The 25,118-nt window shown below is 28.4% G+C and carries 22 protein-coding genes; 12 read left to right on the top strand and 10 right to left on the bottom strand.

What is annotated here, in order from left to right; all coding sequences use genetic code 11:
- Nucleotides 1-4 precede the first annotated feature (4 nt).
- The 4 genes from KO506_RS05750 (at nucleotide 5) to KO506_RS05735 (ending at nucleotide 4,763) form a co-directional block, all read left to right on the top strand.
- Nucleotides 5-1,234 (top strand): 3-phosphoshikimate 1-carboxyvinyltransferase, encoded by a 1,230-nt coding sequence (locus KO506_RS05750; protein ID WP_215993943.1) that lies wholly within the window; start codon nucleotides 5-7, stop codon nucleotides 1,232-1,234.
- A gap of 74 nt (nucleotides 1,235-1,308) precedes the next feature.
- Nucleotides 1,309-2,358 carry a tRNA preQ1(34) S-adenosylmethionine ribosyltransferase-isomerase QueA gene (gene queA / locus KO506_RS05745; RefSeq protein WP_215993942.1) on the top strand — a complete coding sequence of 350 codons (1,050 nt, stop codon included), beginning with the start codon at nucleotides 1,309-1,311 and terminating at the stop codon, nucleotides 2,356-2,358.
- Between the two features lie 287 nt (nucleotides 2,359-2,645).
- Entirely contained in the window at nucleotides 2,646-3,683 is a 1,038-nt protein-coding gene (gene rlmN, locus KO506_RS05740; RefSeq protein WP_215993941.1) for a 23S rRNA (adenine(2503)-C(2))-methyltransferase RlmN, read from the top strand.
- A gap of 102 nt (nucleotides 3,684-3,785) precedes the next feature.
- Nucleotides 3,786-4,763 (top strand): polyprenyl synthetase family protein, encoded by a 978-nt coding sequence (locus KO506_RS05735; RefSeq protein WP_215993940.1) that lies wholly within the window; start codon nucleotides 3,786-3,788, stop codon nucleotides 4,761-4,763.
- Here the strand turns inward: KO506_RS05735 and KO506_RS05730 are convergent.
- Complete coding sequence (locus KO506_RS05730) at nucleotides 4,760-6,658, bottom strand: DUF4139 domain-containing protein (RefSeq protein ID WP_215993939.1); 1,899 nt, start codon at nucleotides 6,656-6,658, stop codon at nucleotides 4,760-4,762. The genes KO506_RS05735 and KO506_RS05730 overlap by 4 nt on opposite strands.
- Before the next feature lie 212 nt (nucleotides 6,659-6,870).
- Between KO506_RS05730 and KO506_RS05725 the strand changes: the two genes are divergently transcribed.
- Nucleotides 6,871-8,754, top strand: a complete 1,884-nt coding sequence (locus tag KO506_RS05725) for a hypothetical protein (RefSeq protein WP_215993938.1) — start codon at nucleotides 6,871-6,873, stop codon at nucleotides 8,752-8,754.
- Here KO506_RS05725 and KO506_RS05720 read toward each other — a convergent pair whose 3' ends face one another.
- Entirely contained in the window at nucleotides 8,755-10,263 is a 1,509-nt protein-coding gene (locus KO506_RS05720) for a GH3 auxin-responsive promoter family protein (protein WP_215993937.1), read from the bottom strand.
- Nucleotides 10,264-10,321: 58 nt separating this feature from the next.
- On the opposite strand from KO506_RS05720, the gene KO506_RS05715 reads away from it, so the two are divergent.
- The 4 genes from KO506_RS05715 to KO506_RS05700 are packed head-to-tail and all read left to right on the top strand — an operon-like array spanning nucleotide 10,322 to nucleotide 13,047.
- Complete coding sequence (locus KO506_RS05715) at nucleotides 10,322-11,113, top strand: DUF2797 domain-containing protein (RefSeq protein WP_215993936.1); 792 nt, start codon at nucleotides 10,322-10,324, stop codon at nucleotides 11,111-11,113.
- 11 nt (nucleotides 11,114-11,124) lie between these two features.
- A complete protein-coding gene (locus KO506_RS05710) occupies nucleotides 11,125-11,655 on the top strand; it encodes a hypothetical protein (RefSeq protein WP_215993935.1) in 531 nt (176 codons plus the stop codon).
- Nucleotides 11,656-11,670: 15 nt separating this feature from the next.
- The gene (locus KO506_RS05705; RefSeq protein ID WP_215993934.1) at nucleotides 11,671-12,621 is read left to right on the top strand and encodes a carbon-nitrogen hydrolase family protein; all 951 of its coding nucleotides are present in this window, start codon (nucleotides 11,671-11,673) and stop codon (nucleotides 12,619-12,621) included.
- Between the two features lie 3 nt (nucleotides 12,622-12,624).
- The gene (locus tag KO506_RS05700) at nucleotides 12,625-13,047 is read left to right on the top strand and encodes a secondary thiamine-phosphate synthase enzyme YjbQ (RefSeq protein WP_215993933.1); all 423 of its coding nucleotides are present in this window, start codon (nucleotides 12,625-12,627) and stop codon (nucleotides 13,045-13,047) included.
- An 8-nt stretch (nucleotides 13,048-13,055) separates the two neighbouring features.
- Here KO506_RS05700 and KO506_RS05695 read toward each other — a convergent pair whose 3' ends face one another.
- The 8 genes from KO506_RS05695 to KO506_RS05660 form a co-directional block, all read right to left on the bottom strand.
- Nucleotides 13,056-13,868: an HAD family hydrolase gene (locus KO506_RS05695; protein WP_215993932.1), complete on the bottom strand. Its 813-nt coding sequence runs from the start codon at nucleotides 13,866-13,868 to the stop codon at nucleotides 13,056-13,058.
- A gap of 4 nt (nucleotides 13,869-13,872) precedes the next feature.
- On the bottom strand, nucleotides 13,873-14,886 hold the full coding sequence (locus KO506_RS05690) for a LacI family DNA-binding transcriptional regulator (RefSeq protein ID WP_215993931.1): 1,014 nt from the start codon (nucleotides 14,884-14,886) through the stop codon (nucleotides 13,873-13,875).
- Nucleotides 14,887-14,944: 58 nt separating this feature from the next.
- Complete coding sequence (locus KO506_RS05685; protein ID WP_215993930.1) at nucleotides 14,945-16,339, bottom strand: mannosyltransferase; 1,395 nt, start codon at nucleotides 16,337-16,339, stop codon at nucleotides 14,945-14,947.
- Nucleotides 16,339-17,829: a cellulose synthase family protein gene (locus tag KO506_RS05680; protein WP_215993929.1), complete on the bottom strand. Its 1,491-nt coding sequence runs from the start codon at nucleotides 17,827-17,829 to the stop codon at nucleotides 16,339-16,341. The genes KO506_RS05685 and KO506_RS05680 overlap by 1 nt, the downstream gene beginning before the upstream one ends.
- On the bottom strand, nucleotides 17,829-18,521 hold the full coding sequence (locus KO506_RS05675) for a glycosyltransferase family 2 protein (RefSeq protein ID WP_215993928.1): 693 nt from the start codon (nucleotides 18,519-18,521) through the stop codon (nucleotides 17,829-17,831). The genes KO506_RS05680 and KO506_RS05675 overlap by 1 nt, the downstream gene beginning before the upstream one ends.
- The gene (locus KO506_RS05670) at nucleotides 18,522-18,998 is read right to left on the bottom strand and encodes a toxin-antitoxin system YwqK family antitoxin (RefSeq protein WP_215993927.1); all 477 of its coding nucleotides are present in this window, start codon (nucleotides 18,996-18,998) and stop codon (nucleotides 18,522-18,524) included.
- A 109-nt stretch (nucleotides 18,999-19,107) separates the two neighbouring features.
- Complete coding sequence (locus tag KO506_RS05665) at nucleotides 19,108-20,730, bottom strand: 4Fe-4S binding protein (RefSeq protein ID WP_215993926.1); 1,623 nt, start codon at nucleotides 20,728-20,730, stop codon at nucleotides 19,108-19,110.
- A 47-nt stretch (nucleotides 20,731-20,777) separates the two neighbouring features.
- Nucleotides 20,778-22,127 (bottom strand): NAD(P)/FAD-dependent oxidoreductase, encoded by a 1,350-nt coding sequence (locus KO506_RS05660; protein WP_215993925.1) that lies wholly within the window; start codon nucleotides 22,125-22,127, stop codon nucleotides 20,778-20,780.
- A gap of 176 nt (nucleotides 22,128-22,303) precedes the next feature.
- On the opposite strand from KO506_RS05660, the gene KO506_RS05655 reads away from it, so the two are divergent.
- From KO506_RS05655 to KO506_RS05645, 3 genes are all read left to right on the top strand, one after another.
- Nucleotides 22,304-23,173: a transporter gene (locus KO506_RS05655; protein WP_215993924.1), complete on the top strand. Its 870-nt coding sequence runs from the start codon at nucleotides 22,304-22,306 to the stop codon at nucleotides 23,171-23,173.
- A gap of 26 nt (nucleotides 23,174-23,199) precedes the next feature.
- The gene (locus KO506_RS05650) at nucleotides 23,200-24,201 is read left to right on the top strand and encodes a glycoside hydrolase family 113 (protein WP_215993923.1); all 1,002 of its coding nucleotides are present in this window, start codon (nucleotides 23,200-23,202) and stop codon (nucleotides 24,199-24,201) included.
- A 79-nt stretch (nucleotides 24,202-24,280) separates the two neighbouring features.
- The gene (locus KO506_RS05645) at nucleotides 24,281-25,114 is read left to right on the top strand and encodes a universal stress protein (RefSeq protein ID WP_215993922.1); all 834 of its coding nucleotides are present in this window, start codon (nucleotides 24,281-24,283) and stop codon (nucleotides 25,112-25,114) included.
- The last annotated feature ends 4 nt before the right edge of the window (nucleotides 25,115-25,118 follow it).

Below are 25,118 nucleotides of genomic sequence, written 5' to 3'. Positions count from 1 at the left end.
TAGAATGGACATATTGTTAAATGTTTTACAAGAAAAAAAGATAGACCAAAAAATTACAATTTCTGGTTCTAAAAGCGAATCGAATAGATTATTGATTTTACAAAAATTATTTCCAGAACTTTCTATAGAGAACTTATCAGATTCTGATGATTCTGTGCACATGCAACACGCACTTTCTACGGATGATGAATTGGTAAATATTGGTCATGCAGGTACTGCAATGCGTTTTTTAACTTCATATTTTGCCGTTCAAAAAGGCAGAGAAACTGTATTGACAGGTTCTGATAGAATGCAAAATAGACCTATAGAAATTTTAGTTGATGCTTTAAAAAGTTTAGGAGCAAATATTTCTTACGAAGCCAAAGAAGGTTATCCACCAATTAGAATAAAAGGAACTCAAATAACTAAAGATAAAGTTCAAATTAATGGTAATGTAAGTAGTCAATATATTTCATCATTATTGTTAATTGCAGCAAAATTAGAAAACGGATTAGAAATTGAGTTAACAGGTAAAATTACCTCTATTCCTTATATTAAAATGACGTTGAGTTTGCTTTCTCAAATAGGTATAGAAAGTAATTTTGAAGGAAATATCATTAAAGTTTATCCAAAAAAATCAATTGAAAAACAAACGATTGTTGTAGAGTCTGATTGGTCTTCTGCAAGTTATTTTTATTCTATTGTTGCTTTAGCAGAAATTGGTTCAGAAATTCAATTATCAGCCTATAAAAAAGAAAGTTTACAAGGTGATTCTTGCTTAGCAGAAATCTATGAACATTTTGGAGTAACCACCACTTTTGGTGAGAATTTTATCACTCTAAAAAAAGAAACTGAAACTAAGAAAGAAGCTTTGGTTATCAACCTAAAAAATGCACCAGATATTGCACAAACTATTGTGGTTACTTGTTTCGCAGAAAGCATATCTTGTAGTTTATCTGGATTACATACTTTAAAAATTAAAGAAACAGACAGGTTAGTAGCTTTGCACGATGAATTATCTAAATTGGGTGCAAATATTTCTGTAACCAACGAAACTTTAGAATTGGCTGTAACTTCTATAATCCATAAAAATATTGCTATAAAAACCTATAACGATCATAGAATGGCTATGGCTTTTGCGCCTTTAGCTTTACGAGTTCCTATTCAAATAAATAATGCTGAAGTAGTTACAAAATCTTACCAAAAGTTTTGGAAAGACATGCAACAATTAGGTATTAAAATTGATGAACTTTAAAGATAAATAGCTAAACACTTGACAACGCCTGTTTTCATATCGTATATTTGCATCTTTTACAGCAAAATACATTTATGAAATTATCAAACTTTGATTTTGAACTGCCAGAAGAATTATTAGCAATTTATCCTGCAGAACATAGAGACGAATCTCGTTTAATGGTCTTAAACAAAAAAGACCAAACTATAGAACATAAAACATTTAAAGACGTTATCAATTATTTTGATGAAGGCGATATTTTAATGTTAAACAACACCAAAGTTTTTCCTGCAAGAATGTTTGGTAATAAAGAAAAAACAGGAGCTAGAATTGAGGTTTTCTTATTAAGAGAACTAAATGCAGAAAATAGATTATGGGATGTTTTAGTAGATCCTGCAAGGAAAATTAGAATTGGTAACAAATTATTTTTTGGTGAAGATGATAGTTTAGTAGCTGAGGTTATAGACAACACAACCTCTAGAGGTAGAACTTTACGTTTTTTGTTTGATGGTAGTTACGAAGCTTTTAGAGAAAAATTATTAGAACTTGGTGAAACACCTCTACCAAGAACTATAAATAGAGAAGTAGAAGCTTCTGATGAAGAACGTTACCAAACTATTTATGCAAAACACGAAGGTGCAGTTGCAGCACCAACAGCAGGTTTACACTTTTCTAAACACTTATTAAAGCGTTTAGAAATTAAAGGAGTAGATTTTGCAGAAATGACATTGCATGTTGGTTTAGGTACTTTTAGCCCAGTTGAAGTAGAAGATTTATCGAAACATAAAATGGATTCTGAGCAAATTGTTATACCAGCTGCATCTGCAGATAAAATTAACAAAGCTAAAATAGAAAAAAGAAGAATTTGTGCTGTAGGTACAACTGTAATGAGAACTGTAGAATCTTCAGTATCTTCTAATGCAGAGTTAAATGCCTTTGAAGGTTGGACAAATAAGTTTATTTTTCCTCCTTACGATTTTAGCATTGCAAACACAATGATTACTAATTTTCATACACCAAAATCTACATTAATGATGCAAGCAGCAGCATTTGCAGGTTACGATTTTTTAATGGAAGCTTATAAAGAAGCTATTAAAGAAGGTTATAAATTTTCTACTTACGGAGATGCAATGTTAATTATATAAAACATTTAAGAATTTTAAAATTCAATAATTAAAACTGACAATTAGTAATTTAATTGTCAGTTTTTTTATTTTGTGTGTTCCTGAAGATTGTACTTTTTATTATATCTCATTTTTTTAAAAAACTCAAAAAAAAGGATGCTATTTAAAATGTGAAACATTCATGATTTCAATAAAAATAATAAAGTATGAGTAATCACTAACACAGCCTATTAACAAAGCCAAAGCAAACCTCAAAATATTAGTGTATTTTTGCACAATTAATACAACACTTTTAAACTAGAAATCCATTGGATAAAAAGAAAGACATAAGAGCCTTAACCAAAGAACAGTTGCGCGATTTTTTTGTAGAAAATGGCGATAAAGCTTTTCGTGGAAACCAAGTTTATGAATGGCTTTGGAACAAGTCTTTACATACTTTTGAGGATATGACTAACATCTCTAAAGCAACAAGAGAAATGTTAGAAGCCAATTTTGTCATCAATCATATTAAGGTAGATTCTATGCAAAAGAGTAATGATGGTACTATAAAAAATGGTATTAAATTACATGATGGTTTGGTAGTAGAATCAGTTTTAATACCAACAGAAAAAAGAACAACAGCTTGTGTTTCTAGTCAAGTTGGGTGTAGTTTAGATTGTAAATTTTGTGCAACAGCACGTTTAAAAAGAATGCGTAATCTAAATCCTGATGAAATTTACGATCAAGTAGTTGTTATTGATAAACAAAGTAGATTATATCATAATAAAAAATTGACGAATATTGTTTTTATGGGAATGGGTGAGCCACTTATGAACTATAAAAATGTATTGAAATCTATAGAAATGATAACGTCTCCTGAAGGTTTAGGAATGTCATCAAAAAGAATAACAGTTTCTACATCTGGAGTGCCAAAAATGATTAAAAAAATGGCAGATGAAGAGGTTAAATTCAATTTAGCAGTTTCATTACACTCAGCAATAGATGAGGTTAGAACATCAATAATGCCTTTTAACACTAATTTTCCTTTAAAAGATTTAAAAGAATCTTTAGAATATTGGTACGAAAAAACCAAAAGAGCAATTACTTACGAATATGTAGTTTGGGATGGAATTAACGACAGCAAAGAAGACATAAAAGCACTTGTTGAGTTCTGTAAATATGTGCCATGTAAAGTCAATTTAATCGAGTACAATCCTATAGATGATGGTGAGTTTCAACAAGCAAGTAATTCTGCTATAAATAACTATATTTCTAATTTAGAAATGCACGATATTACTGTAAATGTAAGACGAAGTAGAGGTAAAGATATTGATGCAGCTTGTGGGCAATTGGCTAATAAAGCTTAACTTTTATAGTTAAATCATGAATTCTGTAATGATTTAATTAACAAAATCCGACTTTTATTTTTTGTATTTTTACACCAATTACTGAAACCTGTTCAGAATAAAATGAAGCCAGTAGAACTTTTTAAATTACCTATTAAAAACGAGATGGAGCTCTTTGAAAAGAAATTCAAAGATGCAATGCTTTCTAAAGTCCCGCTTTTAAATAGAATTACCTATTATATAGTTCGCAGAAAAGGAAAACAAATGAGACCAATGTTTGTTTTTTTAGTAGCAAAAATGGTTTCTGATGGTGGTTTTGATGAAAGAACTTACAGAGGGGCATCTGTTGTAGAGTTAATACATACAGCTACTTTAGTACACGATGATGTTGTAGATGATTCTAATAGACGTAGAGGTTTCTTTTCGATTAATGCTTTATGGAAAAATAAAATTGCAGTTTTAGTTGGCGATTTTTTATTGTCTAAAGGATTACTTTTATCCATAGATAATGAAGATTTCGATCTGTTAAAATTGATTTCTATTGCTGTTCGTGAAATGAGTGAAGGTGAGTTATTACAAATTGAAAAAGCAAGAAAATTGGATATTACAGAAGATATTTATTTTGATATCATTCGTCAAAAAACAGCTACTTTAATTGCAGCTTGCTGTGGAATTGGAGCTGCTTCTGTAGGTGCAAAAAACGATGTTGTACAGCAAATGCGAAAATTTGGAGAATATATAGGTATTGCTTTTCAAATAAAAGATGATTTGTTCGATTATTCTGATGCCAAAATAGGAAAACCAACAGGTATAGATATTAAAGAACAGAAAATGACATTGCCTTTAATTTACACCCTAAATAACTGCTCTAAAAAGGAAAAAGCTTGGCTTATCAATTCAATAAAAAAACATAATAAAGATAAAAAGCGAGTAAAAGAAGTAATTGCGTTTGTAAAAGAAAATGGCGGAATTGAGTATACAGTTTCTAAAATGAATGATTACAGACAAAGAGCATTAAACATTTTAGAAACCTACCCAACATCACCTTATAAAAAATCTTTACTACAAATGATTGATTATGTGGTTGAAAGAAAAATTTAATCCAGGTTTATTACATAATTTTTAGGATGCTTTACAGCATATTTTAGTTTAAAGTTTTTAACTTCTTTTGATGTTAAATTTATATTCCATTTTATTTCACCAGATTTGGTATTCAGTTTCCCTTTTGTAATATCTGTATCTAGTTCAATTTTTATTGTTTCAGACATTGATATCGGAATTTGATCTAAAACTATAATATTAATCGCTTCATTTTTATTGTTTTTTACTGAGTAGTTCCACACTCTAGATTCTTCTTTTTTGTTTCCTATAAATTGTCTTGTTGTAAAATCTTTTTCTTTAGTTCTAGAAATGGTTACATTTTTATCAATACCTAAAGAAATTTCTAATTCTTTTTTGGCAATCCTTGTATCAATTAAAGTAGTGCCAACAAAAGTGTCTTCAAAATAAATATTGGCTTCAGCTTCTAATAAATTAAACTTTTCCCAATCTGTGATTTTAGCTACTAAAAATGCACTTTGTTCAGCTTTAGGAAAAGAATAATATTGATAATTAGTAGCTATATCAAAAATTCTCATTGGTATGCTAAAATTTTTATTACTAGTTTTAATAGAGTAGGGTTTAACTACTTCAAAATTAACTGTGGTTTGGTTTATTACTTGTTTAGTGTTAATAATACTTACTTTTTCTTCTTTTATAGAGGGTGCTCCTCTAATAGAAATACCAGCAGCTCTGCCAGTTAATGCAGTTCCTATATTTCGTTTGTTTTTGCTGCTTCCTTTTCTTTTTGTTCCATAACCTACAACTACAATTTCATCTAATTGATTACTGTCTTCTTCAAGGTTAACATTTATATAATTACTATTAACAGGCATTTCTTTAGATTTAAAACCTAAATAGTTAATTAATAATGTGCTATTTGTATCAGGTATTTCTAGGGAAAATTTCCCATCAAAATCTGTGGTTGTTCCTATGGTTGTGCCTTTAATAGTAATAGTTGCACCAGGTAAAGGCTCTCCAGAACTACTAACTATACCTGTAACTTTATTAATATTGTTTTTATAATTTGGCGGATTTGTTCCATAATCTATAAAATAAGGGATTACTTCTTTTACTTTATTTGATTTTGATGGGTTACCAGAAGAAAAACTTAGTTTTACATTGGTCCAATCTACTTTTGAATTTTGATACAAATTTGCTTTGTAAACTAATTCTAAAGGAGAGTTTATATCTTTTACTCGAACATCATAAGAAGGATACCAACCAACATTATCAACATTATAACTTAAAATAAATTTGGTGTTTTTAGTTTGTTCAGATTTTAAACGGATTGTAATTTCACCTGAACCAAAATTCTTGTTTGATGTAAAATCATTTATCTGCTTTTCTATTTTCGAAGCTTGTAAGTTTAAAGTTCTTATTTCATTTTTTAGTTTAAACTCGGTTGTTTTTAATGTTTTAATTTTGCTTCCATAATAATTAGCAGCTTCCTTAAAAGTTGTTGCAGTTAAAGTTTGATTGCCACCAATTGATTTGTTAGATTTTAAAAATAAAACTTCTTCTTTAACAATTTCTAAATCAACATTTTTTGAATTGATATTGTTTACAATTAAAGATAATTGAGTTTTTAATTTCTGTAATTCAGGATTCTTTTTTATTTGTTTTAAGTAATTTTTCTGAAAATTAATAGCCTGAATTTCTATATCTTTAGCTCTAACTTGAATGCTTTTACTGTCAACGAAAGGAGATAAGTTTGTAAATTTTAATATGTTTTCACCTTTAGATAAAAAAACAGTTTTTTCTCTATTAACTTGTGCGTTTTCAAGAAAAATCACAGCCGATTTAACTTCTGATTTTATGATTTTTTCTCTAGCTTTTTGCGCTTTAATAGAGATTGAAAATTGAATGCAAATAAGTAAAAAAAGAACTTTTTTCATAATAAATATTTTTAATGGAGTATATCTACATCAAAAATATATTTTTCATATGCTAGTAAAAATCAGTATTGAGTAAGTAAGGTGTTTTATTTGGTGAAATAGAAGTTTGAGTTAGTAAATTATAAAAAAAGAGAGATTCATTTTAAGAAAGCATTCACTTTTTGTTATTTTTGGATAGATGATTGCAAATTAATTATCAAAAAAAAGCTGATATGAAAAAAATCCAAATCTTTGTTGTACTTGCTCTAATGTGCCTTAATTATGTAAATGCACAAAATAATGCCTTTGATATTATATTTACTCAGAATTCAAGGCAAGATGCTAGATGTACATATTTTAATAATTACTTTAAACAAAAACCAAAAGAAGTTGGGTTTTCAATTCAAAGAGAAAACGACAAATTGTATTTTGTGGTAACAGATAAAAATTGGGCAATTCAATTGTTTAAAAAATCTGGAGACGGAATTGCTATAGACGTAGTTTCAAAAAAAAGATACGATTGTAATAATATTATAGACAAAGCCCAAATTAGAGGAACACTTTTAAAACCAGTTTATGCAAAACAATTGGTTAGAGGGTTTAAACCAACTATTGGCAATCGATTTAGAACTTTTGTAGGCACAGTTCCAACAGATTTAAAAGAGGATGAGTTAGAGTTTAATATTTTGTTTTTAAACAATAAAGTATTGTGCAGATATCAGAGAATTTACAATTTAGAATCTTATCCTTGGGATTTGTTAGATATGGGTATTTATTTAGATTCACTAGTTTACAAAACAAAAAAAATTACCAATACAGAAGATAAATTTGCCACAAAATATAAAAAACTAAAATTTATAATTCCTTTTCAAAAGAACAAGTCAGAATATTTACCAGAAGATATAAAACCTGTTTACGACTCTTTAAGGTTAACTGATTTTAATATTAAAAAAATAAATATTAAAGCATATTCTTCTATAGAAGGTAGTTTAGAAAGAAATTTAGAATTGCAAAAACAAAGAGGAAATAGCATTATAAAATCGTTGCAATCTTTTCAAAAACCAGATATAGAAACAGAAATATCTACTTCTGAAAATTGGGTAGAATTTTTAAACGACATCTCAAAAACCAACTATAAAAACTTAAAAAAATTATCTAAAAAAGAAATAAAACAAAAAGTGGTAGGTACAGTTTCTAATGATTTAGAAATTTATTTAAAAAATCATAGAAAAGCTGTTATTACATTAGATTTAGAAAAGAAAGACAAATACAAAGACATATCTATTTCTTTGTTAATTTCTACTTTTAATACTTTAATTGCAGAAGATAATATTGATGAAGCTTTGGTTGTACAAAACTCATTTTTCGAAAAATTAAAAAAAGAAAGTTCGCCAAATAGATTAAAAGAATTGACGGTGCCAAAACAGTTAAAGTTTGTACCAGTACTAAATAAAAACAGCATCATTAAATACGATATGAATTTAAGTTATGCTAAAATTGTTTTTGATGAACTTAAAATGTTAGAAATTTTAGATCCAAATAATAAAAAAGTGAAATATAATTTAGTGGTAACTAAATTTATAATTTGGAGAAATAATTGGGAAAACATCAACGAAAAAAACTTTAAAAAACAGATTACAGATTTAAAGAAATATGGTGTTGAAAAACATTTAATTGATAGAATGTTGGTGAATTTTCATATTGTGAAAGCAGAAAAAAACATGCGTGCTAGAGAATATGATGCTAAAGACGAATCAGTTGAGTTTATTATAGATACTTACGAAAATTTTAATTTATCTAATTATGATTATTTGAGTTTAGCACAATTTTTAACTTATTATTCAGATTTAGATGAAGCTACTTTTTTATTAGATGATAAAGTAACATCTATAACTGTAGATGAAGATTTACTCTTTTATTATTTGAATTTAACCATTACAAACAATTACAATGTTGCTTCTGATAATTATAGAACTATGATGTTAAATGCAATAAATTTAAATAAAACACGCTTCTGTAAATTATTCAATTCTTCTTTAAATGATGGTGTTACTTTTCAGTTGTTAGAAGATGAATATTTAAGAAAAACGTATTGTGAAAACTGTATAAAAGAATAGTTAAAGTTTCAATAACTCCTCAATAAAATCTCTTTGGTTAGATAATCTTGGCACTTTATGTTGGCCACCTAATTTATCTTTTTTCTTAAGCCATTCATAAAATAAACCTTCTTTGGCAACGTGAATTTTAGGCATAGCCAAAGTCATAGAATTATAACGTTTTGCCTCGTAATCTGAGTTAATAGATTTTAAAGCATTGTCTAACATTTCAGTAAAATAATTCATGTTTTCTGGATGTTCATTAAATTCAATAATCCATTCATGACCACCACTTTTTTTATCCTTCATAAAAATAGGACCTACAGTATAATCTGCAATTGTAGCTTCTGTTTTTTGGCAAGCTAATTTTAAAGCGTCTTCTACATTTTCAATATTAAGCTCTTCACCAAAAACATTTATATAATGTCTTGTACGTCCAGTAATTTTAATTCTATAAGGTTCTAAACAAGTAAAACGAATGGTGTCACCAATTAAATAACGCCATAAGCCACTATTTGTAGTAATAATTAAGGCATAATCTGTGCCTTTTTTTACTTCAGAAATTGGTATTGTTTTCGAGTTTTCGCCTTTATAATTAGACATAGGTATAAACTCATAGAAAATTCCATAGTCTAACATCAACAATAAATCTTTAGAATCATTTCTGTCTTGAATTGCAAAAAAACCTTCAGAAGCATTATAGGTTTCATAATATTTAAAATCTTTTTTCGGAATCAATTTTTTATACTGTTCCAAATACGGATTAAAGTTTACGCCTCCATGAAAATATACTTCTAAATTTGGCCAAACCTCTAAAATATTATCTTTTCCTGTTCTTTCTAAAACGTTATTTAAAAGCACTAACATCCAACTTGGTACACCAACTAAACTTGTAATATTTTCGTTTATAGTTTCTTCTATAATAGCATCCATTTTGGTTTCCCATTCAGCCATTAAAGCTACTTCTTGACTTGGTGCAGAACTGTAATCTGCCCAAAAAGGTAAGTTTTCAGTTATAATTGCAGACAAATCACCAAAGTAAGAATTGTTATCTTTGTAAATCTCAGAACTACCACCTAATTTTAAACCTTTACCCGTAAAAAGTTGCGTTTCTTCGTTATTATTAATGTACAAACACAACATATCTTTACCAGCTTTCATGTGGCAATACTCTAAAGCTTCTTCACTTACAGGAATAAATTTACTTTTTGCATTTGTAGTTCCACTAGATTTTGCAAACCACTTTATTTGCGATGGCCAAAATAAATTTTGTTCACCTTGTCTACATCTTTCTATCAAAGGCTCTATAGTTTCGTACTTCTGTATAGGTACATGTTTTACAAAGTCATTATAATTTTTGATGGATGAAAACTGGTGTATTTTACCAAATTCAGTTCTTTTTGCAGTAGCAACTAATTTTAAAAGTAGTTCATCTTGTACATCATTAGGATACTTTAAAAACAATTCAATTTGATGAATACGTTTTTTTAAAAACCAAGAAATTATAGAATTTACAATGGGGTAAGCCATAAATTAAGTTCGAATTTTTACGTAATTTTGTGAGAAGCTAAAAATACTAAATTTTGTTATGCAATATCAAGGAGTCTTAAAAAAAATGAAAACTGAAAATTCTACTGAAATTCAGTATTATTTAGATATGAAAACTGATTTTTTAAATATGAATCAGTTATTAAACAAAGAAATAACACTTTCGTTTGTTACTTACGAGTGTTTAAACTGCCATTTAGAAAAGAAAATTTACAGACAAGGGTTTTGTAAATCTTGTTTTTTTGATGCTCCAAATGCTGGAGACTGGATTATGCGTCCAGAGTTAAGTAAAGCACATTTAGATATTGAAGATAGAGATTTGGTGTATGAAAAATCGGTGCAATTACAACCACATATTGTGTATTTAGCAAATTCTAGCAATGTAAAAGTTGGAGTTACAAGAAAGCAACAAGTGCCCACAAGATGGATAGATCAAGGTGCACATGAAGCAATAGAAATTGTAGAAGTACCTAACAGATATTTAGCAGGAATTACAGAAGTTGCTTTAAAAGAACATGTTGCAGATAAAACAAATTGGCGTAAAATGCTAAAGAACGATATTGAAGATGAAAATTTAGTAGAATGGAGAGAGAAGTTAAAAGCATATATACCAGAAGAGGCTAAAGAATACTTTATTGAAAATAATTCTGAAACGAATATTAACTTTCCTGTTGTAAAATATCCTGTAAAACCTAAGAGTTTAAATTTGATAAAAACACCAAACTATACAGGAAAATTAGTGGGTATAAAAGGACAGTATTTAATCTTCGATGATGAAACTGTTTTTAATGTTAGAAGTAATGAAGGTTTGGTTGTAAGTATTGAGGTTTAATATATTTTGAAATGAGACAGTTAGTCGTTTTATTATTTCCTGTATTATTCTCTATGCCTAAAAATTGTGAGAAACTTAGTATTGTTCAGAAGGTAAATATTAACTGTTCTGATAAGGGATGCCAAGGTGAGTATATAGGTCCAGAATTTATAAATGGATCAGATATAGCTCATCAATTTTCAAATAAAATGTCGGCTAAGGTTGGAACTAAGTTAAAGGAACTTTACATTGAAAAAGACTATAGAAAGGTAGATTTTTCAAAAATTGAAATGAATACTATTGGAATGGGTTCTGGTAATGTAATTTATAAATTATCAATTCCTTTTGTATTAGTAAAAGAGAAGTGTGATGCTTTTACTTCTTTTGATCACGTTGGAGGTTGGAATCATAGTCCATCACTTTTAAAAAGAAAAAAAGAATTGAAAAATGTTTTAATGACAGGGCATAAACTACATATTAGCGAATTAAAACAAACTCCAGAAGGTTTGCAAGAATACTGGATTCAGTGGAAAAATAAATATACTCAATCAGATTGTAAGTAATCGAAATATAAAAATATGAACAACATCCTAAAAGTAGCATTAGCACAAATTTCTCCTGTTTGGTTAAATAAAGAAAAAACAATTGAAAAAATTGAAAAATCAATTGTAGATGCTGCAAAAGAAAATTGCGAATTGATTGTTTTTGGAGAGTCTTTGTTGCCTGGTTATCCTTTTTGGTTAGCTTTAACTGATGGTGCAAAATGGGATTTAAAAGTAAATAAAGAAATCCACGCTCATTATGTTCGTAATTCGATTACTATAGAAAAAGGTGAATTAGATTCTGTTTGTAAATTGGCTAAAGAACACAATATTTCCATCTACTTAGGCATTATGGAACGTGCTCAAAATAGAGGAGGACATAGTATTTATGCAAGTTTATTGTATATAAATCAAGGAGGAGAAATAAAATCGGTCCACAGAAAATTACAACCTACTTATGATGAACGTTTAACTTGGGCTCCTGGAGATGGAAATGGTTTGCAAGTACATCCTCTAAAAGAATTTACAGTTGGTGGTTTAAATTGTTGGGAAAATTGGATGCCTTTACCAAGAACTGCTTTATATGGTTTGGGAGAAGATTTACATATTGCTGTTTGGCCAGGTTCAGATCATAATACAAAAGATATTACACGTTTTATAGCAAGAGAATCTCGTTCTTTTGTAATTTCTGTTTCTAGTTTAATGGCAAAATCAGATTTTCCTAAAGATGTGCCTCATTATGATAAAATTATAAAAGATGCTCCAGATGTTTTAGCAAATGGTGGTTCTTGTATTGCATCACCAAATGGAGAATGGTTAATTGAACCAGTTTTACACAAAGAAGGTTTAATTATAGAAACGTTAGATTTTAATCGTGTTTTAGAAGAAAGACAAAATTTTGATGCTGTTGGTCATTATTCTAGGCCAGATGTAACCAAATTACATGTAAATAGAGAAAGACAAAGTACAGTTTCTTTTGATGATTAAATTATGATTTTCGAGCAAAAAGAAATACAATTACAATCTTATAAAAGAGGTTTTCATTTAATTACAAATATTGTTTTAGGTGAATTTCTGGAAATAAAATCCATAGAAAAAGGAATTCTTAAAGTGTTTATAAAACACACTTCTGCAAGTTTAACGATTAATGAAGATGCAGACCCAACTGTTCGTTTAGACTTTGAAAGTCATTTTAATAAAATGGTGCCAGAAAATGCGCCTTATTATATACATACTTATGAAGGTTCTGATGATATGCCAGCTCATTTAAAAGCTTCTTTATTGGGGAGTTCTGTAGAAATACCAATTACCAAAGGAGAATTAAATTTAGGTACTTGGCAAGGAATTTATTTATGTGAACACAGAAACTATGGAGATGCTAGAAAGTTGGTGCTTACTGCTTTCGGAGTTTAGATTATTTGCTAGTTTTTTGCGTTTAACAGCTTTTCTAAAATACGCTCAACTCCATAATTATCATTGCTTTTTGTAGTGTAATTGGCTAATTCTTTTATGTCTTTATGTGCGTTTTCCATAGCAAAACTAAAGTCTGCTTCTTGCATCATTTCTATATCATTATGATAATCACCAAAAACCATTGTTTCTGCTTTGGTAACATTTAAAAGTTGTTGTACATGTCTTAAAGCATTTCCTTTGTTTGCTTTTTCATCAGAAATATCTAACCAATTTTTACCAGATACTTTTAGTAAAACTTCATTTTTTAAATGTTTTATAGCTGGATAAATAAATTTTTCTGAAGAATCAAAATGATACACTGCAACTTTAAAAACGGGCGTAGTTTTTGCAGTTTCTATAAGATCATCAACTTGTTGAAAACTATGGTAATATTCTTGAAAAAGATTGATAAAACGTTCGTCTGTACTTTCAATAAAAGCAAAACCATCGCAACATAAAACCATATTAGCACCATCTATTTGCCTTAAAACAGGTATTAAATTGATTACTTTTTCTGGTTCTAAAAAATTAGAAAGTAAAACTTTGTCTCCTTTTTTGGCAACTCCACCATTTTCTGCAATTACATGGATTTCTTCTTTAATGTCATTTAATTTAGACACTATACTATTGTGTTGTCTGCCACTTGCTGCGCAAAAATAAATGTTATTTTTTTGTAGCTTTTTAAAAAGTTCAAAAAAAAGAGGACTCACTTTACCTTGCGAGTTTAATAAGGTTCCATCCATATCAGAAACCACTAGCTTTACTTTCGAGAAATTGTCCATTTTTTTATCTAGTAGAATCTCTAATTACCATATCTGTAGTAATTACTTGAGTAACTACCTCTTTGGTTTTATTTTTTAATTTATCAATTAAAATTTGGGTTGCTTTTGCACCCATTTGCTCTCCATGTTGACTAATAGTTGTCATTTTAGGACTAGAATGTCTTGATAAAATTCCGTTAGAAAATGCAACAACAGCAACATCTTTAGGTATTTTTTTTCCGCTTTTTCTAAGTGCTTTCATTGTAGAAACAGCAACAGATTCTCCAGTTGTCATTACTGCATCTAAATCAGTAGATTTTATAAAAGGTTTTACTTCTTTTCCGTATTTTTTATAATCACTTTCATTAATATTTAACACCAAGTTTTCATCAAAAGGAAGTCCCATTTTTTCTAGACCTTTTTTGTAACCTAAAAAACGTTGTTTACCAATTTTATAATCGCTCATTGTAGAAATAAAAGCAATTCTCTTGTGTCCTTTTTTGTATAAAAACTCAACAGTAGTTGTTGCAGAATTAAAATCGTCAGTTATAATTTTATCACAAGAAATCGATTGCGCTACTCTATCAAACATAACAATAGGAGTTCCGTTTTCTATAGATTCTTTAAAGTGATTAAAATTGTTTTTTAGTTCAGTTTCTTTAGCCATAGACAATAAAAAGCCATCAATACTTCCATTAGAAAGCATTTCTATAATTTCTACTTCTTTATCAAAAGATTGGTTAGAAATACACGTAATTACCTTGTAGCCATTTTCTAATGCTGTTTTTTCTATACCTTTAAAAACTTGAGCAAAGAAATAATTAAGCATTGTTGGTATAATAACGCCAATAGTTTTTGTGCTTCTATTTTTTAAACTTAATGCATTAAAATTAGGTTTGTAATTATGCTCTTTGGCATATTTTTGAATTTTTGCTTTGGTGCCTTCGCTAATTTCATAACTATCATTTAATGCCTTTGAAACTGTAGAAATAGAGACATTAAATTCTTTGGCAATATCTTTTATGGTTAGTTTTTTCATAAAATAAACTTAGCCACTAAGATATAAAAATATTAACGACTCACATTTTAAAAAATTATTAAATGTAATTTTTTCTAAAGGTTTTTTTTATGATTTCATAAACTAAGAATGAAATAACTATAATATATTCAAGTGCAACAAACCATAAATTTTCTTGCCAAGGATTATTTGAATAAGCTTGATAACTTAAAATGATTACCAAACTCCAAACCATAGGGAATTTATATTTTGTAAAAACGGATAAAATAATTGGAGTAGCTACATACCAAGGATGAACTGTTGTTGATGTAAAATAATAAAAACATAAGCTAAATAACATTGTTGTAAATAGCTGTTTTATGCTGATGTTTTTTTTGAAAAAAGTTAGAAAAAGTAAAAATAGAATGGTTGAAATTGGTGTTATTTTACCAATGATTGCAATTTCATTATAGCCTCTAAATAAGTAGCCAATTTCTCTAAAAATGTAATAAAAACTTGCATTAAATTCGAATTTACCAAACCACAGACCTACAGAATTAGAGTAATTAGAAATTAATGTTGATGATAAAAAAGGTAGAAATAAAATAATATTTATAAGGATTATTATGGTGTAAAAAGATACTAATTGAAACATCTTTTTGGACTTAAATTTAAAACCAATCCATTTTATATTGTTTGTTTTGTCCTTGCCATAAATTTTAATAAACCATTGAAAAAATAATGGTAAAAACAATAAAGGAATCAGTTTTACAGAAATTGAACAGCCAATTAATATAGCTGCTAAAAGCCATTTTTTTTGATGTAATTTGTACATCCCAAAAATAAAGAAAAACAACATTACTGGTTCAAAATGCAAATTCCCAGTCATTTCTATAATGATAAAAGGATTTAAAACATACCAAAAAATATTTTTTATAGGTAGGTTTATCTTTTCTAAAAGTTTCTTTCCAAAAAATAAGATTCCTATGTCTGCCAAAATAATGATCAACCTTAAAACGACAACAGAACCAAAAATACTTTTACTAGAAAAAAGTGCTGCTATAAAAAAACAAAGCTGATTTAAAGGTGGGTAATTGGTGTAATGACTTCCATTTAATTCACCCATTCCAGAATACAATTCAGCAGCTTCTGCAATTGGATAATTGTGTTGTTGAATAAAAGTTTCTGGTAATGATAAATATGGATTTAAACCTTCAAGAATCATTCTTCCATCCCAAATAAATCTGTAAAAATCTTGAGATAAATTAGGGGTTGCAAACAAGAATATCAATCTAAAAATAATAGAAATTCCTACTAAATTAGAAAATGAGATTTCGTTGTTTTTCATCAGCAGATAAAAACATCCGAAGAGAGAAAACCATAAAAAAATTAAAATATTAAATTGAGTTCTTTCTAAAAAATATGCAAAGAAAAAATATAAAACAATACTTATTGAAATTAATATAACATGCTGATATTTTTTAAGAAAAGACACTAAGCTTTAGAAAATATCGATTTAAAGAAAACATAAGAAAACCCAATAAATAACATAAAGTGAAATGGGAATAAACCAAAATCACCTCCTTGATCTCCAACTACAAATGCGCTATACATACCAAATACAAAATATAGAGAAAGTAAGCCTTCTAAAACAACGTGTACAGAAGGTTTCTTTTTAATGTATTTATTGGTTTTCCAGCCGTCTTTTAGGTTTTTTATATTGAATTTTGGTGTTCTTACAAACTCACTTTTCTTGCCAAAATGACCTTCTAAAACAGCAATTGTATTGTGTAAAGAAAAGCCCATTGCTATAGAAAAAAACGTAAAAAATGCTCCTATATATCTAATAAATCTTTTAAAACCACCACCATAAATATTTTTGTACATAAACCAATAACATGTAAAAAATATAAGAGTGCTAACTACAAAAAAGCTCATTACAAAAAAGTAAATTTTTAAATGAGCATATTCATTTTTAATGTATAACATTGGTATACTTAAAATGGCAACTAATAAAATACATGTAAACATAGAGCTGTTTAATAAATGCAGCATACTATGAATTTTGGTTTTAAAAGAAGAGTTTTTATTAGTGATAATTCGTTTTATCATTTTCTGAAAATTCTCTGCACCACCTTTATTCCATCTAAATTGTTGAGATCTTGCAGCACTAATTACTACAGGCAATTCTGCAGGTGTTTCTACTTTTTCTAAATATTTAAATTTCCAGTTTTTTAATTGTGCTCTATAACTTAAATCTAAATCTTCTGTAAGTGTATCACCCTCCCAATTACCAGCGTCGTAAATGGTTTCTTTACGCCAAATACCAGCTGTACCATTAAAGTTTATGAAATGTCCTTTACTATTTCTACCTACTTGTTCTAGTGTAAAATGCGCATCTAATGCAAAAGCTTGTATTTTAGTAAGCGTAGAATAATCTCTATTAATATGCCCCCATCTTGTTTGTACAACTCCAATTTCTGGATTTTTAAAATAAGGTACAGTTTGTTTTAACCAATCTGTTTTTGGTAAAAAGTCAGCATCAAAAATGGCAATATATTCACCTTTAGCAATTTCTAAACCTTCTTTTAATGCACCTGCTTTAAAACCTTTACGATTGCTTCTTCTAATATGCTGAATGTCTAAACCCTTTTTTTGAATATCTGCAACAAGTTTAGCAGTCATTTCTACAGATTCATCAGTAGAATCGTCTAAAACTTGAATTTCTAGTTTTTCTGTAGGGTAATCGATTTTAGCAATGTTTTTTAACAAACGTTCCATTACATACAATTCGTTATAAACTGGTAATTGTATGGTTACAAAAGGTATTTCTTCTGGATTGGTAAAATCGAATTTCGGAGAGTTATCTTCTTTATTTCTGTTTTTTAAATAGTTTACCAAAAGGTTTAGTTGCGCTATGGCATACATAAAAATAAGCAACAAACTAATAGAGTAGATAATTATTATTATATATTCTAGAACCATTATTTAAAACTGTATTTAAAAATCCAACTTAAAATTTTAATTCCTGCAAATATAGTACCTTTTACTGTACCTGAAACTTTTGAGACACCAATTCTGTTTCTATATTTTACAGGTATTTCTACATAACTTAATCTTTGTTTTAATACTTTTAGTTGCATTTCAACTGTCCAACCATAAGTTTTGTCTATCATATTAAGTGCTAGTAGTTTATTGTATTTTATTGCTCTAAATGGCCCTAAGTCAGAAAACTTAGCGCTAAAAAACAATTTCATTAAAAAGGTTGCTAACCAGTTACCAAAAACTTGTTGAGGTGTCATTGCACCTTCTTCTCTTAGTTTTTTCACTCTAGCCCCAACAACAAAATCGACATCATCATTAATAATAGGAGCAATAATTTCTGTTAATTGTTCTGGGTAATCTGAATAATCACCATCTAAAAAAACAATAATTTCTGGTTTTATTTTTTGTTTGCTGATATAATCCATACCTTTTAAACAAGCATAACCATACCCTTTTTTAGTTTCGGTTAAAACAGTTGCGCCTGCTTTTTCTGCGTTTAAAATAGTATTGTCTGTAGAATTGTTGTTTACAACAATAATTTCATCAACAATTTTAGGAATGTCTTTTATTACAGAACCTATAGAGTCTTGCTCATTATAAGCAGGAATAATTACTTTTATGATTGGTTGCATTTATCTTAAATCGTTTAGATTGTTCTCTTTTCTAAAAGATGAGAAATCTGTCCATTCTTTTATTTTTTTGCCACCTTTAAATTTAGAAGCTTTTATAAGTTTGTTCTTTTTGTAAATCAAACAGTATCCGTTTTTTTTATTATTTTTAAGTTGGCATTTATGATTAACATTTCCGTTTTTATCATAAAATAACCACCAATTACTTTGTAAACCCATTTTATAATGGCCTTCTTTTTCAGGAATTGCGTTCACGCTGTAAAAGTACCAATATTTTACTTTTTTCCCGTTTTTATAACGACCTTCTTCCTTTATGTTACCGTTTTTGTAATAAAACTTCCAATAATCAACTTTTTTTTCATTAAAAAGCCAGCCTTCTTCTTTTAGTTTTCCATTTTTAAAATATTCTTTTTGATATGTTTTTTGAGCAAAAACAACAATTGATAAAAAAATGAAACAAAATGTAAGTATGTTTTTCATGTTAAAATAGGCTACAACAAGCTCAATAAGACATTTTTTAATTTGTCTTAGTTTGTTGTTATAATTAAAATAATTCTCTTTTTTTTTAAGGGGTAGTTTTTGGGATGTTTTATTTTTTGTTAACTAAATTCATTAAATCAACATCATTACCTAATAAAACATCAGTAGGATTTATTCTACCATCTTCAGGGCCATTTTCTAGTTTTAATACACCTCTTGGGCACACAGCAGAACAAACTCCACATCCCACACAACTAGAACGTACAATGTTTTCTCCCTTTTGTGCATAAGATCTAACATCTATTCCTTGCTCACAATACGTAGAACAGTTTCCGCAAGAAATACATTGTCCACCATTAGTGGTAATTCTAAACCTCGATTTAAAACGTTGTACAAAACCTAAATATGCAGCTAATGGGCAGCCAAATCTACACCAAACTCTATTACCAAATATTGGATAAAAACCTGTACCAATTACACCTGCAAAAATAGAACCTATTAAGAATCCATAAATGTCTTGAATGGTTTGTGTTTTAATGCCTAAAACTTGATTTGCTTCAGTAAAGAAAGTGTACAATGCAAAACTTGTCATTACCAAAACAAAAACCAAAACAGAATGAATTACAATACGTTCTACTCTCCAAGAAAGTAGTGTTTTACTCGAGTTTTGTCTATAAGGATCTCCTAAAGTTTCTGCTAATCCTCCACAACCACAAACCCAAGAACAGTACCATCTTTTTCCGAAGAAATAAACCATTACTGGCACAATTACAATGGTTAGAACAATTCCCCAAACTAAAATAAATAAACCAAAACCACCACTAGCAATTAGCTCATCAATATTCCATTTAAAGAAAAAATCGTAATCTAAAGGAAATGCATTTTTAAAATCGTACCAAGGTTTTTCGAACCGAACTAAAATTTCTGGAATTAAAAATGCAAATACAATTTGGAAGAATAAAACAGAAGTTGTTCTTAAAATTTGATATTTATTATGTCTGTATTTTATATACATTCTAACTGCCATTACTGTCATCACAACACAGTATAAAAATCCGTATAAAAACCACTGACTTGCAGCATTTCCACTAATAAATTTGCTAATTGGATCTACCAAATACACCCAGTTTACAATAAAATCTGGATAGAAATACAATAAAATATAAAAAGTAACTAAAAAGATAAATGCAAACCAGCCAATCCAACCTCTATTTGTAGCTGCACTTAAAAATATTCCGTCGTTTTTAATCCCTGGTTTTCCAAGTAAAACAACATCAGGAACTATGAACATTAGTGCTCCAATAATTCCCAACCCAAAAGTTAAAAACCAAGCTAAACCTGTGTTTTCTGTTATAAAACCTTTGCCTGCTTTTTTTGCCAATTCAAAACTTAATGAATGTGGTTTTCCTCCTATTTTATATTGATATTGCTCGCCTTTTTTAGTCCAGTTTTTTTCTGAATTGTATTTTGCAATTAAAGCATTATAATGCTTATTAGAATTTTCAAATGCATTAATTACCCCACTTGAAAATTGAAAAATATTTAAATTTTCTTCTGTAACAATTGCTTTTGATAATTCGTTTTTGATAATTTCACTTTTATATCCTTTTTCAGCAATGTAAGTCTCTAATTCTTTTTCTGTGAAAGAGAAATTACCTGTAAAAAGAGATGCTATAAAGATTGATAATCCTATTAAAAATACGATTAAGCCTGTTTGTTTTATTAGTTTCAAAATGATGATTTTATGATGTTAGTTGGATGAATTAATTTTTTCTTTTGTTATGCTTTTGAGAAAATTCGTTTCCAACTTTTCTTTTTTACTTGAATGTTTGTGTTGTTTTCTTGATTGAATTTTGCCACAATTTCAGCTTCATACAATTTGTAAAATTCAGGATCAAAATTGGCATCCTTTAAATATTCTAAAACGTGTTCAATTGATTGGTTTTCTGACAACCATTTATCAAAAATTTCGTGTCGCATTCGAATTCCGAAAGTATTTATCCCCAAAAATTTAGTACTGTTTTTATCATAAGAAATGGTAATACAAATATTTTCTTTTGGATGTTGCCATTGAAAATAAGCTTCATTTTCTTGTTTATTTCTTTCACTAAAAACCCATCCATAAGTTTGGTATTCTATATCTAAGAATTTTGCAGAATTAAACCAATGACCAGGTTTGTATGCTGTTTTTTTGTTACAAATTGTTTGTGCTAAAGTTTCTCCCATCATTCTACCTGTATACCAAACAGCCTCAATATTTCTTCTTTGGCCTATAGCTTCATGTTGTTCTGCACAATCACCAATTGCATAAACATCAGTAATATTAGTTTCTAAAAAACGATTTACTAAAACACCTCTTTTAGTTTCAATTCCTGAGTCTTTTAAAAAATCGATATTTGGTGTTACACCAGCTGTTAAACCAACAACATTACAAGGGATTTCTTCGCCAGTTTCTTCAATAATTATCGATTTAACTTTACCATTTTCATCAGATTTTATTTCTTTTAAATTGGTACTCAATCGTAAGTCTATATGATGTGCTGCAATGTGTTTGTTAATCAATTCAGATTCTTGAGCAGGTAAAACTCCGTTCCAAAAACTAGCTTCTCTTACTAGAAATGTAACAGGTATTTTTCTGCTTCTTAGCATTTCTGCCAATTCAATGCCTATTAATCCACCACCAACTATTACAGCTCTTTTACAAACTTTATTATTAGGTGCAAATTTTTCTAGATTCTCTAAATCTTGTTTATGATACATGCCCAAAACACCATCTAAATCTTGGCCTGGCCAACCAAATTTATTCGGTTTAGAACCAGTTGCAATGATTAATTTATCATAAGAAAGTGTAGAAGTATCTTTAAATTCTAAGATTTTATCATCTGTATTAATTTTAGAAACAAAACCACTTTTTAGGTTGATGTTATTTTTGTCCCAAAACCAATTTTCATAAGGCTGAGTGTGTTCAAATTTCATATGCCCCATATAAACATACATTAATGCAGTTCTAGAAAAGAAATATTTGGTCTCTGCAGAAATAATGGTAATTTTTTTATCAGAATTTTTTCTGATATGTCTGGCAGCTGTAACTCCAGATATTCCATTTCCAATAATAACAATGTGTTCCATAGTTAGATGATTAATTCTTGGTTTATGTCGAAGCTAAAGTTAAGAACTTAAAACTTCTTAGTAATTTAGAATTAATATAAATAAAAGTTGTGAAATTAAAATTGTAAGTAATTAAAAAATGATAAGACCTATGTTGTAATTAAATACAAAAAAGTTTAAAAATAAAATCAACCAATATGAAAAATCATTATTTAAAAATTTTAGTTGCCTTAGTTTTAATTATTAATGTAAATGCTTTAGCACAAGAAAAGGAAGATACTAAGAGTAATATTCAAACTTATACACCATCTAAATTATTAGATAAAGGTCAGTGGGATGTTAAGTTTTTTAACAACTTATATACAGAAACTAAAGCCACTAATAATGGCGTAAAGACAGACAAAGCAAGAGAAACTTATTTTACATCTACTGTAGATATTTTTACAGGTATTTCTGATAATAATAGATTAAATATAGGTTTGCTTTTAGAGTATAGGTCTAATACAATTAATGATAAAAGTGCTACTTCTGTTTTTAGTTTTGCTGATGACAATAGCTCTAGAAATGGTTTATCTTCTTTTGCCCCAGCATTAAAATGGCAGCCTATTCAAAGTATTGGTAATTTTTCTATTCAAAGTGCTTTTCATATACCTTTAATAGAGAACGAAACTGATGCAAATGGTGTTTATTTAGATCAAACAGCTTACACTTTTCAGAACCGTTTTTTTTATGATTATACATTACCAAGTGGTAATTGGCAATTATTTACCGAATTAAATACAGAATATAATTTTGGTGATGATGCCAGTTTTGCTGATAAAACTTTTGTGTTAGCACCAGGATTATTTATGAGTTATTTTCCTAGTGATAAATCTACAATTTTAGGTTTTGTACAACATTACCAACGTTTTGGAGATTTTACTCAAGATTTTTCTTCAGTAGGTTTTGGAGGTAAATATCAATTAACGAACACTTTAAATTTAGAGGTTTTGTACAGTAAATTTGTTAGAGGTACAGATACTGGTTTAGGACAAAGTTTTAACATTGGTTTAAGAGTATTGTTTTAGCAAAAAGAACTATTTTTAAGGGATTTATGAAAACAAAAATTCTCTTTTTAGTAGCTATTGTATTTTTACAATTATCTTGTACAAGTCAATCAAAAAAAATAAACGGTTTAAGTTTTGTAGCGTCAAGAGATTCTATAAACATTAATCATATAAAACCTGTTTTAAAAACGAAAGGTAATTTTGTTGCCTTAATGCCCTACAGTTTTATTCGAAATATCGAAATTCCAAAAATTGAATTCAACACAAACAGAGAATGGTTTGGCGAATCAGAAAATGGCTTGTTTCAATATGCTAAAGAGTTTAAAAAAGTAGGGGTTAAAATTATGATAAAGCCTCATTTATGGTTGAGAAGAGGTGGTTTTACTGGCGATTTAAAAGCAAATTCTGAAGAAAACTGGGTAATTCTAGAAAATTCTTACAGAAATTATATTTTAACTTATGCTAAAGCAGCCGAAAATATTAATGCAGAAATTCTTTGTATAGGTACAGAGTTAGAAGAATTTGTGGTGAACAGACCAGAATATTGGCAGCAATTAATTATAGAAATCAGAGAAGTTTATAAAGGTAAGTTAACTTATGCTGCAAATTGGGATGAGTATAAAAGATTGCCTTTTTGGCAAGAATTAGATTTTATAGGTATTGATGCTTATTTTCCTTTATCAGAAAAAAAATCACCAACTGTAGCCGATTTTGAGTTAGGATGGAAAACTCACAAAGAAGAAATTAGTAGAGTTCAACAAAAAAATAATAAGCCTGTTTTATTTACAGAGTTTGGTTATAGAAGTGTAGATTTTACTGGCAGACGACCTTGGGAATTTAATAGAATGCAAGGCAGTGTAAATTTAGAAGCACAAGCCAATGGTTTACAAGCTATACACAATCAGTTTTGGAAAGAAGATTGGTTTGCAGGTGGTTTTGTCTGGAAATGGTTTCATAGGCATGATAAAGTGGGTGGACTAGAAAATAATAGGTTTACACCTCAAAACAAACCAGCAGAAGAGCTTTTAAGAAAGCTATTTCATAAATAATTTTTAAAAGATGATAAATATCTTGAAATAAGATGTGTATCAAATCTATATTTGTAATATTAATTAAAAACAGATAATCATGAAAAAAATTATTGTACCAATAGATTTCTCAAATCACTCAGAATATGCTTTAAAAGCTGCAGCACTATTTGCAAAAAAAACAGATATTGTTATTTATGCTTTACATATGTTAGACTTAAATGAAGTTAACTTATCTCAAAGTCCAGATTTTAGTAAAGAAAAAGCAGTTTACTTTTTAAAATTAGCAGAAAAAAAGTTTGAAAAATTTTTACAAAAAGACTTTTTAAAAGACATAAAGGTTGTACCTATTGTTAAACATTTTAAAGTTTTTAGCGAAATAAATGATATTGCTAAAGAAGTAAAAGCAGATTTAATTATTATGGGTTCTCATGGTGCAACTGGGTTAAAAGAGTTTTTTACGGGCTCTAATACAGAAAAAGTTATAAGACATTCTGAAGTGCCAGTTCTAGTTATTAAAAATGAATTGAATGATGTTAACTTTAAAAATATAGTTTTTGCAACAGATTTTTCTGAAGAATCTATACCAGCGTATAAAAACATGCTAGCTACTTTAGATTTTTTAAATGCAAAAAAACATTTAATATATGTAAATTTACCCAACGAAGATTTTAAAACTACTCCAGAAATGGATGCTTTAGCAAATAATTTTTTAATCAAAGCAGAGGGTAATATAGATCGTTTAATAAATGTTAATATTGTTTGTGCAAAGTCTATAGAACAAGGAGTTTTAAATTATTCTAATGCTGCAGGTGCAGATTTAATTACATTAATTACACATGGTAGAACTGGTTTAGCGCATCTTTTTTCTGGTAGTATTTCAGAAGATGTTTCTAATCATGCAACATTACCAATTATGACCTTTAAAATCTAAATTT

The sequence above is a fragment of the Polaribacter vadi genome (assembly GCF_018861005.1).
In the GTDB taxonomy this organism is placed as follows: domain Bacteria; phylum Bacteroidota; class Bacteroidia; order Flavobacteriales; family Flavobacteriaceae; genus Polaribacter; species Polaribacter vadi_A.
This window is presented reverse-complemented; position numbering and strand designations above follow the sequence as displayed.

What these genes read in the sequence shown, in the direction of transcription:
- KO506_RS05655 (WP_215993924.1), top strand. Translation starts at nt 22,304, where the DNA reads ATGAAAAATCATTATTTAAAAATTTTAGTTGCCTTAGTTTTAATTATT.
- KO506_RS05705 (WP_215993934.1), top strand. Translation starts at nt 11,671, where the DNA reads ATGAACAACATCCTAAAAGTAGCATTAGCACAAATTTCTCCTGTTTGG.
- KO506_RS05670 (WP_215993927.1), bottom strand. Translation starts at nt 18,998, where the DNA reads ATGAAAAACATACTTACATTTTGTTTCATTTTTTTATCAATTGTTGTT.
- KO506_RS05710 (WP_215993935.1), top strand. Translation starts at nt 11,125, where the DNA reads ATGAGACAGTTAGTCGTTTTATTATTTCCTGTATTATTCTCTATGCCT.
- KO506_RS05650 (WP_215993923.1), top strand. Translation starts at nt 23,200, where the DNA reads ATGAAAACAAAAATTCTCTTTTTAGTAGCTATTGTATTTTTACAATTA.
- KO506_RS05730 (WP_215993939.1), bottom strand. Translation starts at nt 6,658, where the DNA reads ATGAAAAAAGTTCTTTTTTTACTTATTTGCATTCAATTTTCAATCTCT.
- KO506_RS05680 (WP_215993929.1), bottom strand. Translation starts at nt 17,829, where the DNA reads ATGGTTCTAGAATATATAATAATAATTATCTACTCTATTAGTTTGTTG.
- KO506_RS05750 (WP_215993943.1), top strand. Translation starts at nt 5, where the DNA reads ATGGACATATTGTTAAATGTTTTACAAGAAAAAAAGATAGACCAAAAA.
- KO506_RS05695 (WP_215993932.1), bottom strand. Translation starts at nt 13,868, where the DNA reads ATGGACAATTTCTCGAAAGTAAAGCTAGTGGTTTCTGATATGGATGGA.
- KO506_RS05690 (WP_215993931.1), bottom strand. Translation starts at nt 14,886, where the DNA reads ATGAAAAAACTAACCATAAAAGATATTGCCAAAGAATTTAATGTCTCT.
- KO506_RS05735 (WP_215993940.1), top strand. Translation starts at nt 3,786, where the DNA reads ATGAAGCCAGTAGAACTTTTTAAATTACCTATTAAAAACGAGATGGAG.
- KO506_RS05725 (WP_215993938.1), top strand. Translation starts at nt 6,871, where the DNA reads ATGAAAAAAATCCAAATCTTTGTTGTACTTGCTCTAATGTGCCTTAAT.
- KO506_RS05700 (WP_215993933.1), top strand. Translation starts at nt 12,625, where the DNA reads ATGATTTTCGAGCAAAAAGAAATACAATTACAATCTTATAAAAGAGGT.
- KO506_RS05660 (WP_215993925.1), bottom strand. Translation starts at nt 22,127, where the DNA reads ATGGAACACATTGTTATTATTGGAAATGGAATATCTGGAGTTACAGCT.
- KO506_RS05720 (WP_215993937.1), bottom strand. Translation starts at nt 10,263, where the DNA reads ATGGCTTACCCCATTGTAAATTCTATAATTTCTTGGTTTTTAAAAAAA.
- KO506_RS05675 (WP_215993928.1), bottom strand. Translation starts at nt 18,521, where the DNA reads ATGCAACCAATCATAAAAGTAATTATTCCTGCTTATAATGAGCAAGAC.
- KO506_RS05715 (WP_215993936.1), top strand. Translation starts at nt 10,322, where the DNA reads ATGCAATATCAAGGAGTCTTAAAAAAAATGAAAACTGAAAATTCTACT.
- KO506_RS05645 (WP_215993922.1), top strand. Translation starts at nt 24,281, where the DNA reads ATGAAAAAAATTATTGTACCAATAGATTTCTCAAATCACTCAGAATAT.
- queA (WP_215993942.1), top strand. Translation starts at nt 1,309, where the DNA reads ATGAAATTATCAAACTTTGATTTTGAACTGCCAGAAGAATTATTAGCA.